Origin of the sequence: Bacteroides sp. L008 (assembly GCF_040812255.1) — a bacterium.
Lineage (GTDB): Bacteria > Bacteroidota > Bacteroidia > Bacteroidales > Bacteroidaceae > Bacteroides > Bacteroides vicugnae.
In genome coordinates, this window is sequence record NZ_JBFNXO010000002.1 from 954,037 (window position 1) to 966,893 (window position 12,857).

Below are 12,857 nucleotides of genomic sequence, written 5' to 3' on the forward strand. Positions count from 1 at the left end.
GAGAAGGTGAAGGGTGAAGCGTTTTTCGGCACTCTTTCTTTTTTGGGGAGATACTACTGCTGGTATTAGAGAAAACTAATTAGTTTGCTTACTTCTGTACCGGAGTTGAGCTCATGTAAAGTACAGCTCGGTATATGGAAAAAATGACATAAATATGGATAATAATCCTTATTCGGAATTTGTAGGAATCTTTTTTTGTACTTTATTTACTTTTTAACTAGTTTTGTTCACATAGATTTCAAAAGAGTCATTTGCTAAACGTGTATCCAGTCCGTTTGTCGTCTGATTATATTAGGAACAAACTTATATGGAATTTCTATTATTTCATAATGCTGTACTCTTTATTGCAGTGGGAAAGACGTATCTTTGTAACCAGCAATCAAAATAACCTAAAGGACTGTATGAAAAATAAATTATTATCCCTCTTCGCTTTGTTGTTTTTATTTGTGTCGGAAAGTTATGCCGATATCGAACTTAGTTCCAAACAAATGAGGACCAGTGACGGACTACCCAGTAATTCTGTGCGATGTATGTATCAGGATAGTAAAGGATTTTTATGGTTGGGCACTTTAGATGGATTGACCCGCTATGATGGTAATTCTTTTCTTACCTATCAGTTGGAAACCGGCAAACACGATCAGGTCTCTTTGGCAGACAATAGAATAAAACAGGTAGCGGAGGATAAAAATGGTTTCCTATGGATAAAGACAGTACCGGAATTGTTCAGTTGTTATGACTTGCAAAAAGCTTGTTTTGTCGATTTTACCGGTACCGGAGATGATGGAGAGAGTTACTCGGAAATATATATGTCCTCTAATGGAGATGTGTGGCTTTGGCACAGAGCAAGTGGAGTGCGCCAAATCGTTTGTAAGGAGAATCGTACCATGACTTCTGTGAAGTTCCGTGCAGAATCAGGAAGCTTGCCGGACGATCGAATTAAATTTATCAATGAAGATTCCAGTGGCAGAATATGGATTGGTACCATGCATGGACTTGCATCGGTTTATAAAGGGAAAGTTGAGATTGTAGATAGGGAACTGAATTTTTCCTCTTCTTTTCCTCATGGAGGGGATATGTATTTTTTGACAAAGGGTGGAGATGTATATCGCTGTGTCAATGGCTCGAAAAAGATAGATTGTTTAGCATCTCTTTCTACGATTGCCGGTAATACATCCGTCAGTGCACATTCATTGATAAAAGACAAATGGGTTATATTTACGTCAAACGAGGGAGTGTATGAGTTTGATTTTCAAACTATCCAAATAACTCCTTATCGGAAGTTGAAAATAAATAATGGGAAAGTTATTCATGACAATTACGGAGATTGTTGGGCTTACAATAATACGGGACGGATTTATTATATAAACGTGAAGAGCGGAGAAATAAAGGACTTCCAGTTGATCCCGGAAGAGAAGATGAAATATATAGATTATGAACGCTATCATGTGGTTCGTGATGATCGGGGAATAGTGTGGATTTCGACTTATGGGAACGGACTTTTCACTTATGATATTCAGGAAGACCGGTTGGAACACTTTGTTTCCGAAGGGAAGAATGCAGGACCTATAGGGTCAGATTTCTTGTTATGTTTGATGAAAGACAGGACAGGAGGAATATGGGTAAGCTCCGAATATTCCGGTTTGTCTCATATTTCCATTTCAAATAAAGGCATTACGCATGTCTATCCAGAATCACCGGATGTTTTTGACCGTTCGAATACAATTCGGTTACTGACTAAAATGTCGAATGGAGATATATGGGTAGGAACGCGAAGAGGTGGATTGTATAATTATGATTCTCATCTGAAAACTAAGATAGATAATCATTATTTGCCCTATAATATTTATGCGATTTCAGAAGATAGTCAGGAGAATATATGGATAGGAACCCGGGGAGACGGACTAAAAGTAGGAGACACTTGGTATAAACCGGATCCGTCTAATCCTTTTGCTTTGTCTCATTCTAATATTTATTCCATTCTTCGTGATAAAAAGAACCGTATGTGGGTGGGAACATTTGGAGGCGGATTAGATCTGGCCGAACAAACTGCGGGCGGACAATATAAGTTCCGTCGTTTCTTCCAACAAAAAAAATATGGTTTGCGGATAGTCCGGGTGATGGCAGAAGATGAAAAAGGAATGATATGGATGGGTACAAGTGAAGGAATTTGTATTTTCCATCCGGATTCATTGATAGCTGATGAAGACAACTATCGTTTGTTTAGCTATACGGATGGCAACTTTTGTAGCAATGAGATTCGCTGCTTGTTTCGTGACAGTAAAGGGCGTATGTGGGTAGGAACCTCGGGGGCCGGTTTGAATCTATGTGAATTGACAGATGATTGCCAATCTTTGAAATATACGCATTATGGAATATCAGAAGGACTGGTCAATAATATGGTTCAGGCTATTCAGGAAGATCATTCGGGGCAATTATGGATTGCCACGGAATATGGGATTTCAAGATTCAACCCGAATAGTCATTCTTTTGAAAACTATTTCTTCTCATCCTATACATTGGGAAATGTGTATAGCGAAAACAGTGCATGTATGGGAGCAGACGGGAAACTCATTTTTGGAACAAACTATGGATTAACCATTATTGACCCGAAAAAGATTCCAACCGAGAGACTGCTTTCCCCGATTGTTATTACCGGACTGTCTGTCAATGGAATTCAGGTGAAGCCTAATATGCCGGGTTCTCCTTTGCAGGAATCTTTGGCTTATTCGGATAAGATCACATTGAAATATTTCCAAAACTCTTTCATGCTTGATTTTTCTACTCTCGATTATTCGGATAATGGACAAATCAAGTATATGTACTGGCTGGAGAACTATGATAAAGGATGGAATGTTCCATCTTCTTTGAGCTTTGCTTCTTATAAATATCTTGAGCCGGGCACTTATATATTCCATGTGAAATACTGTGATGGCGCCGGCATTTGGAATGATACCGAAACAACTTTGAAGATTGTCATCGTACCGCCGTTCTGGAAAACAAGTTGGGCTATGCTTGGATATTTCATCTTGATATTAATAGCCTTGTATTTCACATATCGTATCATCATTAATTTCAATAGACTGCGCAACCGCATCAACGTTGAAAAGCAATTGACGGAATATAAACTGATATTTTTTACGAATATCTCTCATGAATTCCGTACTCCGCTTACGTTGATTCAGGGAGCATTGGAGAAAATGTACCGGATAGACGATATTCCTCAGGCATTATTGCATCCTTTGAAGGTGATGGATAAAAGTACCCAGCGCATGTTGAGGCTGATTAATCAGTTGCTGGAATTCAGGAAGATGCAGAATAACAAATTGGCTCTTTCTCTGCAGGAAACAGATGTAGTTGCTTTCCTGTATGAAATATATCTAAGTTTCAGTGACGTGGCAGAACAGAAAAATATGGATTTCCGCTTTTTGCCGTCAGTGCCATCCTACAAAATGTTTATTGATAAAGGAAACCTGGATAAAGTGGTTTATAACTTGCTCTCAAATGCTTTTAAATATACTCCTTCGGGTGGAACAATTCTGTTCTCTGTAAATGTGGATGAGGCAAAGAAGTGCTTGCAGATTCAGGTAGCCGATACGGGAGTAGGCATCCCTAAAGAGAAGCAGAGTGAACTGTTTGAGCGCTTTATGCAAAGCAGTTTCTCCGGAGATAGCATTGGGGTAGGGCTTCATTTGAGCCATGAATTGGTGCAGGTACATAAAGGAACCATTGAATATGAAGATAATGAAGGAGGAGGTTCTGTATTTATCGTATGTATTCCAACCGATAAAACGGTTTATTCGGAAAAAGATTTTCTGGTGCCCGGCAATGTTCTGTTGGAAGAAGCGAATATGCAAGCTCACCATTTGCAGGAACTTTCAGAAGAATATCAGGAACATGAGAAGGCTGTTACTTCATCGAGAAAACATAAAATATTAGTAATTGAAGACGATAATGATATTCGTGGATTCTTGCAAGAGGAACTAAGTGCTTATTTTGAAGTAGAAGTGGCAGCAGATGGAATATCCGGATTTGAAAAGGCATGCAACTATGATGCTGATCTGATTATCTGTGATGTGTTGATGCCCGGAATGACCGGTTTTGAAGTAACCAGGAAATTGAAAGCAGACTTTGCGACAAGCCATATTCCCATTATTTTACTGACTGCATTGACTTCGCCGGATAAACATCTGGAAGGTCTTGAGGCGGGAGCGGATATTTATATTGCGAAGCCATTTAGCTTTAAGCTTTTGCTTGCGCAAGTGTTCCGGCTGATAGAGCAATGTGAAAAGTTGCGGAAGAAATTCTCCAGTGAACCGGGAATAGTACGTCCTGCTTTATGTAACACGGACCGGGACAAGGAATTTGCAGACCAGTTGGTAGCTGTAGTCGAAAAGATTTATTCTCAATACAATATTTCTATTGATGAATTTGCGCAAATGATGGGGATGGGACGAACTGTGTTTTATAAGAAATTACGCGGAGTGACAGGATACTCACCGAATGAGTATTTACGTGTTGTCCGAATGAAGAAGGCTGCCGAATTGTTTTTAACCGAAAGGAATCTGACTGTTGCGGAAGTCTCTTATAAAGTTGGTATTAACGATCCCCTTTATTTCAGTAAATGCTTTAAGGCACAGTTTGGAGTATCTCCTTCTGCTTACCAGAAAGGAGAAAGAAATAAAGCTTAGAGTTTACGTTGAATCCGGTCTATGAAAAGTTGACCAGATTCAACGTAAGATTGTTTATCAACTATATATGGAGGTCTAATTTGTAGATTTCACTTCCGGCAAGCAGGAAGCAGCCTGTACCGAAATCTTCAAAATCAGGAACTTTATCATAAGTGACAGGCTGACTGTCTTTCGGTTCTTTGCCGGTTCCCTGTACATAGCCAAGAAAACCATTCGGGTGAACTGCATCTTTCACCATGGCATTCCATGCTTTTATGATTACAGGCAGATATGTCTTTTTATCCAATAGCCCGTTACGTACCCCCCAGGACATGCCGTATACGAAAAGGGCTGTACCGGAAGTTTCTTTGCCTCCAAAGTTTGTCGGGTCGTGGAGGCTGACATTCCAAAAGCCGTCTTCACGCTGACATTGTTTCAGTGCTTTGCTCATAGTCAGAAAATCATTGATGTAATCCTGACGATGTTTTTCATCGGATGGAATTTCATTCATAACTCGTACTAAAGCTGCATATACCCATCCGTTTCCACGGCTCCAGTAACAGTCTTTACCATTCGGTTCTTTGTACGGAGGATCGAAATTATGATCTCGCCACCATAAACCGTCTTTGGGGTTGAACATTCCGTTTTCTCCATGCTGGTTGCGGGTATATTCATACATGTCCCACATCTTATCAAAGTATTTCTGTTCGCCCGTAAGTTTTCCCATTTTGGCAAATATCGGCATCCCCATCTGGATGGCATCTATCCACCACCAGTCATTTACTTGTGGAGTGTTGATCAGCATATCCATATTGGCTTTCGTTTTCCGTATTTTTTCAGGATCAGGGCAAATGTTGTATAAATCGAGATAGATTTGGCTGGCGCAGTAGTTATCAGCATTACGGGTGGTTGTTCCCCGGTGGAATCCCCATTGGTGATAATCTGCCCATTCCTTGGCATAGAGGTAATATTCGTCTGCAGGATAGATGGAATAGAGTGCCATTAGACCCTCGTAATACACACTCCGTGTCCAGATATTACTAGGACGAACCACTTTTTTGACAAAAGAAGGAGTGCGATAATCAGCATATTTCTTCATAAAATAGTCGTTCACCTGGAGGGTTACTTTGAGAATTTCTTTTTTATCGGGAACTGTCTGTGCTTTTATGTTCCCATAACTCAATATTACTCCGATAAAAAATAGTATAAGATGCTTTTTCATTGTATAATAAATTAAATTACTACTGTTCTTAGATTTAGGTGCACAAAAGTGAACCTTTCTTTACCTGTTGCAAAGAAAATGCATTGTAAGGAAAGTAATATTGAAATTTGTACGGAAAATATGTAATATTAGACTTTACCGGCCTAGAGGAACTGTTTTATCTCTTCAGCAGTATCTGTGATGTGTTGAGGAGCAAACTTTTCCAGCTCCGTGCGTGGACGAAATCCCCAAGTCACTCCGCAAGCGGTAACTCCTGCATTGGCAGCCGTTTGCATATCTACACCGGAATCGCCTACATAAAGGACATCTTCCTTTTGTACATTGGCCAGTTTTAATATATCAAAAACAACTGCCGGATCGGGTTTGACATTTATTCCTTCCCGTTGGCCGAAAACTGCTGTAAAGTGAATACCGGGAAAGTAATGGGCAACCAGCTTTTCTGTGGCAGCCTGATATTTGTTGGATGCTACGGCAATTTGGATGCCTGCAGACTGCAGATAGGATAACAGTTCCGGAATGCCCGGATAAGGTCGGCTATCATCTGCATTGTGAATATCGTAATAAGGAACGAACTCATTGCGTACACGAAGTACATTTTCTTCCGTCTTTTCACCTTCGGGCAATGCGCGTTCAAAGAGTTTATTGATACCATTGCCTACCATGAAGTTGTACTTTTCTATTTCATGAGTGGGGTATCCTAATTTATTTAAAGCATAATTGGTGCTGTGGGCAAGGTCGGCGATGGTATTCAGCAATGTTCCATCCAGGTCAAATATAACTAGTTTCTTCATTGAGTCTTTGGTTTATTGTTAATCTTATACTTAAATCTCCCGATTTGCAAAGGTATACTAAAAAAGTGAGATAGGGAAGAGTGGAGCAATAGTTTAGAGAATATCCAATGACAAACAAAGCTGGAAATATATTTGTTATTTTACCGGATTGACTTAACTTTGCGAAAAACTAAAGAATAATGAATGCAGAATGGTTTGAGACACTGCCCGAACAATGCCCTCCTACAGATGCGAAGCAGTGCGAAGGCTATTATTATAGAATTGCAAATGGTAATCCTGCTACAACAGAAGATTTCTTTTCACAAAGAAAAATGCAGCCGGATAAAGTCTTTAAAGGATTAGGAATAGATGAATGCGTAACAAGGGCAGTCTCTCTATTTTCGGAAAGGGAAGAAGCGGAGAAAAGATTGAAACTTCCTAAGTTTAAGAAGGCAAGTATTGCTTTAGTCACCTTAGAACCAAAAGATGGAGTGTTAAAGAAAACCTTCGGTATAGCACATTATTCTTGGTGGAGAACGAAGGAATTTAATGTTTTACAAGCTAAAATAGTCTGATTATGGAAGATGTATTAAGGATAGACAGGATATTGGATTTCTGTGATGTGCCGCAACTTTTTGTGGCAAGAGATGCCTTTGATACACTGTATCTTTGCCTTTTGTACGATGATGAGACGGTTTGTCGCTATACGGGAATTCGTATCTCTACACATAGGCTTGAATCTTTTTTAGTGGGTGAAGCGGATTTGCGTTTGCTCTATCTGCAGCCTGAAAGTGAACATGAGTATTACGATGTTGTGTTTCAATCGGGTGAATATCAGAAAACGCTATTAAAGGAAAGTGCCTTGTCGGAAGATAAATTGCCGGCTGAGGGATATGTTTTGTCTGGAGAGAAGCGAGAGAATGTGGTTATTAATTTGCCAATGAAAGACCGTAGCCTGCTAGCGGAGCTTGTTCGCAAATTTGGTTGGGCTTGTATGTGAGTTTATATAATGATAAAGAAGATTGTCCTACTTCTGTTGGAAAGTAGTGGGACAATCTTCTTCTTCATCATTATATATACATTGATTACTTCTTAGTAATCCGGAACCAGTCTACATCTGCCCATCCTCCGTCGTTAGTGACGATAGCCGGTCGTGTGCAGAACATTCCGACCTTTGTGCCAATCCATTGTCCTTCTCTTGCCTGGAAAGGATTGCCTAGTGGCTGATATTTCTTTCCGTCAAGGCTGTAGCTGAAGTTACACATCACAATGAGATCGTGTCCGCCTTCGCTGCCTTTGATCTTCTTGCCGTCATAGCTGAAACGAACTTTCAGATAAACAGTATTTTGAGAAAGATCCACAGAAGCATTTGCCTGTTCCGGTTTTCCTTTATCTGCTTTTTTACATTCAACTTGAGACAGGACCAGACCTTTATCTGTATTTTCCAGAATGATTCCGGCATAATCTCTACCCATTACAACCAGTCCGGTGCGTTCACCTTTATTTTTAGGATTAGGGGTAAACGTAAGTTTCATTGTTGCAGTGAAATTGTCAGAAGGCGTTTTCTGTAGAAGCAGGTTGGCTACATCCCACAGATTTTTATAGTCATTCAAAACCGGATAGGAGTATAATCTTACATAGCTCTTATCACCTGCATAGTATGCCCATTTTTCATTGATGTTGGCATGCCATTGCCATTGTGGAGAGAGGGTATATCCGTCGAACTCGTCACTTTCCTGCGGAGTGCAGATAGGATATGTTTTACCTACATTCGGCTTTTTATAAGTCAGAACAGGTTCGCCACAGCCGTCACCGTCTTTGTCTATGCCGATCACAGGCCAGTCGTTTACCCATTTCATAGGCTGAAGATGCATGATACGTCCGTAAGCACCCACATCCTGAAAGTGAAGGAACCAATCTTCTCCGGTAGGAGTATCTACCCATGCACCCTGATGAGGACCGTTGACAGGAGAGTTGCCTTGCGCAAGTACGGTTTTCCATTCGTAGGGACCATAGATGTTTTTAGAACGTAGTACAACCTGCCAGCCTGTTGGTACGCCACCGGCCGGATGGAAGATATAATAATAGTCATTTCTTTTATACATTTTAGGACCTTCACAAGTCTGATGTGCTTCATGACCATCGAAGATTATGCGTGAAGGAGTGATGGCTTTTGTTGCTTCTGCATTTAGTTCGCAGATGGTGATTACACTTTTCAGTCCGGCACGACTTCCTGCGTATGCATGTACCATATACACTTTCCCGTCTTCATCCCAAAACGGGCAGGTGTCAATAATTCCTTTTCCCGGTTTCACCAAGACTGGTTCGCTCCACGGACCTTTCGGGTCTTTGGCTTTCACCATAAAAGCTCCCTGGTCAGGATCCCCCCAAAAGATATAGAACTCTCCGTTATGATGGCGAATGGCTGGGGCCCAGACACGGTTGCCATGTTCCGGCCGTTCCGGAGTTTCGATGGGAGGGAGGGCATTGGGGACGGCGGCACCGATAATCGTCCAGTTCACCAAGTCCTTGGAATGTAGGATTTGTAATCCGGGTAAACAGTTGAAACTGGATGAAGTCATATAGAAATCATCTCCTACGCGGCAAGCGTCAGGATCGGAGTAATCGGCATAAAGTACCGGATTTTTGTATTTACCGTTTCCGAGGTCGGAAACCCATACCTCAGATACATAGTTTTTTTGTGCTACTGCGGTGAAGACCGTTAATAGGCAAAAAGCTAAAGTCTGTGTCAATCGTTTCATGTTATAGATTATAATTATATAAGTGATTTGCTGGTTTTATCCGGTGACAAAGGTAGAAAAAAAGACTCTGCACTAGGAGGAATATTTGTGCAGAGTCATAGAAAAATTGGTAGAAACCTCGTAATTTTTGTTTAGTTGTATATGTATCTACCTTATCACCTTTACGGTTACCGGGTGAGCCAACTCTTCTTTCCATTCACGAAGATAGGCAAACCATGCTTCCGGTGTTTTATATCCGAAAGTTTCTTTCATCGAAGTAAAAGTCGTATGATACTGGAAATATTTATTTCCCGGAGCGGTAATCGTATAAAGGAAGTTAGCTTTATCCTTTTCTTCCGATTTCACATAACGTTGAGGAATGCAAGTGCCCAGTCCTACGGTTTCTTTAGCATATTTCACTGTGTCGTTTACAGGCCAGTCCGTTCCCCAGCTTCCTACAAGCCCTTTATGATCGGAGAAAGACTTGGAAGTACCTACTATGTCTTGTACACCTGTGCAGAAAACTTCCTTATTGAGCGGTTCGTCAAAGAATGCTTCAATATGAAGATCGCGATGTCCTGCATAGAGCGTATAACGTGTCATCATATTCAGTTCCGTATCCTGATATTTCCATCCGGTCACTTCAATTTCAGCAATCACGCGTACCGGTCCGTAAGAGATGATACGTTCCGTGCGGGTATCTACCGGAGTGATGTGTGTAGCTTGCTGTCCGTCCCAACCTTTCAACGCACCCGGTCCGCAGCTGTCGAACACACGGAGCACGTCATCTCCGAATCCTTTAGCTAACTGCTCATCCGTCGGATAGAACTGCGATTCTTTGATTTCCAGCCCTTTGTTGAACTTGCCATAAATATCCGGCGTCTGTTTCTCATTGAAATAAAGGCGGTATCCTACCAGTTCCGATTCCAATACCGGACCGTGAGGACGTACCATACTGTATATATTACTAGTGCCGGGAACAGTGATAGCTTGTACCCGCTGATGCTTTCCTTTCCGGTTGTCTACGATAAACATGTCGGCATAAACTCGTTCAGGATAAGTCTTTGTACTCTTTTCTGAAGAAAGTGTAATCTGGAATGTTTTTCTACCATGAGCAGGAAGATCGGCAACAAAAGCCAGTTCGTCCATCTTACGGTCTCTGTTCAGATCGTCCAACTGGGAAGCTATTTCTTTGCTCCCTTCCATGACAATGGCAGATTTTACTTTGAAACCAGTATGCAGTTCATGCAAATTGATGACAATCGGAGCATCCGTTTTTGCCTGATTCCAGTTGTTCTGCACTTCAACTGTGATGGTTTTCTCCTGTTTCTGCGCTTGGGCAGACAGACTGAAAGCTCCTAAAAAGAAAGTAATAATAAAAAGATTCTTCTTCATGTTTCTAAGGCTGAAATTATACGTCGTATTTCTCCTTGCAAAAATAGCAGAAAAAATAGCAGACTGTGTCTCTTTTGAGGAGATTATAGTCTGCTATTTGAGCTTTTTACTCTATATAATGATATTGTGGTTTTCTTTTCTTTCACCACAGAGGACACGGAGGACACAGAGGAATAAATATGCAGTAAATGGATTTTATTTTATTAAACAGAATCCTCTGTGTCCTCCGTGTCCTCTGTGGTGAACCTTATTTGAGACTTAAAATCTCCTCTTTTGCTCCTAATTCCTCATAAACCTTTCCGTCTATAGTCAGATTCTTGGCATTCTTAACATTTAATATGTTGTTGCCTTTAGAAGATTCTACATAAATATTTTCCAGAGTAACTCCGTCCACCTGGCTGATAACGACTCCATCCGTAGCTTCCGTCATCACAACGTTTTTAACGGTAATATTGCTGATGGGCATTTCCGGCAGTCCGTTGAAGAACATGGCACGTCCCGAACCTCTGCAAACAATATTGGAAATATGAATATTGCGGAAAGCAGGTGTTTCTTCCGTCACCGGAGGAATGGCAGTCTTCATACGGTTCAACAGATCTTCTTCCGATTCTTCACCGGCACCTTTTCCACCGTAGAACAAGTCGAACAATAAAGGTTCATTCGGGATATTAATCATGTTGATATTGTTAATGTAGATGTTTTCTACCACACCGCCACGTCCGCGGGTACTCTTGAAACGCAAACCTACATCTGTACCCATAAATGTGCAGTCCTCTACATAGATATTCTTCACACCGCCGGACATTTCACTACCTACCACGAATCCACCGTGTCCGTGCAATACTGTATTGTTTTTCACGATCACGTTCTGGCAAGGTTCTCCACGACGGCGTCCATCTTCGTCTTTACCGGATTTGATACAGATGGCATCATCTCCCGCATCAAACACACTATTGATAATCAGAGCGTTTTTACAGGATTCCAAGTCGATAGCATCACCGTTTTGAGAATACCAGGGGTTGATGACCATGATATTATTTACTGTGAAATCTTCGCATGACAAGGGGTGCAGACACCAGCTTGGTGAGTTTTTGAAAGTAACGCCTTCCAGCAGTACCTTTTTACTTTTGACGATACTCAACAGTACCGGACGCAACCACGGACGGATTTCTGCCCATTCTTCATCTGTGTTGATACCTTCGGGTACATTGAAGTCTTTGCAAGCCATTGCACCTTTCAGTGAGCCGGCAGTAGGATACCATATCTCTTGTTTCTCGTCGAGAACACCTCCTGAATTTACCAGCTTTTTCCATTGTGAAGCAGTCAGCTTTCCTTTTTTCACCGGACGCCAGCAGTCACCGTTTCCGTCAAATGTACCATGTCCGGTGATAGCGATATTTTCTGCATTGCGTGCTGAAATCGGCGATTGGCAACGACGAGTCTCAAGTCCTTCGAAAGAAGTGGCAATGATAGGATATGCTTCAAAATCACCGGTAAAAAGTACCAGCGCATTTTGTTCCGTATATAGATTTACATTGCTCAACAGCTCGATCGGACCAGTCAACCAGACACCTTCCGGGATAATCACTTTACCCCCTCCGTGTTGATTCACGTCTTTAATAGCATCGTTGATAGCTTTGGTATTCAGGAACAGACCGTCTCCTTTGGCTCCGAATTTCTCAATGTTTACTTCGTAAGCAGGAAAAACCGGTTGCTGTACTTTCGGCATTTCAAAAGGTAAATTCTGGTAAAGAGCGTCACTGATTGAGCTTTCTTTTACAGCAGTCTTGCTTTGTTTACATCCCGATGCAATAAACGGTAAACAGCATACGGCTATCCAGAAGAGTCTTTTTGTCAATGTGTTCATTTAGTAACTTAATTTCTATAGGGTTATACATCTATTGTTTTTCTTGAAAAAACCTCTTAATTATCGATTGCAAAGATAGGTGGGAAAGCCTAAGGCGATGTGGACTAATTGATAGATTACGTGTATTTTTTGTCATTTCTGTCTATTATTTGCACACTTCTCGTGTTTTTATGCAGAAAGTTCCTATCTTTGCAC

At 41.1% G+C, this 12,857-nt stretch carries 7 protein-coding genes and 1 pseudogene; 3 read left to right on the forward strand and 5 right to left on the reverse strand.

Annotation, left to right across the window (positions count from 1 at the left end; all coding sequences use genetic code 11):
- The first annotated feature begins 401 nt into the window (after positions 1 to 401).
- Entirely contained in the window at positions 402 to 4,688 is a 4,287-nt protein-coding gene (locus AB3G73_RS22635; RefSeq protein ID WP_367745654.1) for a two-component regulator propeller domain-containing protein, read from the forward strand.
- A 61-nt stretch (positions 4,689 to 4,749) separates the two neighbouring features.
- Here AB3G73_RS22635 and AB3G73_RS22640 read toward each other — a convergent pair whose 3' ends face one another.
- Together AB3G73_RS22640 and AB3G73_RS22645 are read right to left on the reverse strand one after the other, a co-directional pair.
- Positions 4,750 to 5,889: a glycoside hydrolase family 88 protein gene (locus AB3G73_RS22640; RefSeq protein WP_148364295.1), complete on the reverse strand. Its 1,140-nt coding sequence runs from the start codon at positions 5,887 to 5,889 to the stop codon at positions 4,750 to 4,752.
- 143 nt (positions 5,890 to 6,032) lie between these two features.
- A complete protein-coding gene (locus AB3G73_RS22645; protein ID WP_367745655.1) occupies positions 6,033 to 6,680 on the reverse strand; it encodes an HAD family hydrolase in 648 nt (215 codons plus the stop codon).
- Between the two features lie 179 nt (positions 6,681 to 6,859).
- Between AB3G73_RS22645 and AB3G73_RS22650 the strand changes: the two genes are divergently transcribed.
- Entirely contained in the window at positions 6,860 to 7,234 is a 375-nt protein-coding gene (locus AB3G73_RS22650; RefSeq protein WP_217721554.1) for a hypothetical protein, read from the forward strand.
- Positions 7,231 to 7,659 (forward strand): DUF6575 domain-containing protein, encoded by a 429-nt coding sequence (locus AB3G73_RS22655; RefSeq protein ID WP_195648662.1) that lies wholly within the window; start codon positions 7,231 to 7,233, stop codon positions 7,657 to 7,659. The genes AB3G73_RS22650 and AB3G73_RS22655 overlap by 4 nt, the downstream gene beginning before the upstream one ends.
- Positions 7,660 to 7,744: 85 nt before the next feature.
- Here AB3G73_RS22655 and AB3G73_RS22660 read toward each other — a convergent pair whose 3' ends face one another.
- The 3 genes and pseudogenes from AB3G73_RS22660 to AB3G73_RS22670 all read right to left on the reverse strand — a co-directional run bounded on the left by AB3G73_RS22660 (position 7,745) and on the right by AB3G73_RS22670 (position 12,662).
- Positions 7,745 to 9,421: a glycoside hydrolase 43 family protein gene (locus tag AB3G73_RS22660; protein WP_148364297.1), complete on the reverse strand. Its 1,677-nt coding sequence runs from the start codon at positions 9,419 to 9,421 to the stop codon at positions 7,745 to 7,747.
- Positions 9,422 to 9,568: 147 nt separating this feature from the next.
- A complete protein-coding gene (locus AB3G73_RS22665; RefSeq protein WP_148364298.1) occupies positions 9,569 to 10,795 on the reverse strand; it encodes a DUF4861 domain-containing protein in 1,227 nt (408 codons plus the stop codon).
- Between the two features lie 203 nt (positions 10,796 to 10,998).
- Positions 10,999 to 12,662: pseudogene (locus AB3G73_RS22670) on the reverse strand (glycoside hydrolase family 28 protein).
- Positions 12,663 to 12,857 lie beyond the last annotated feature (195 nt).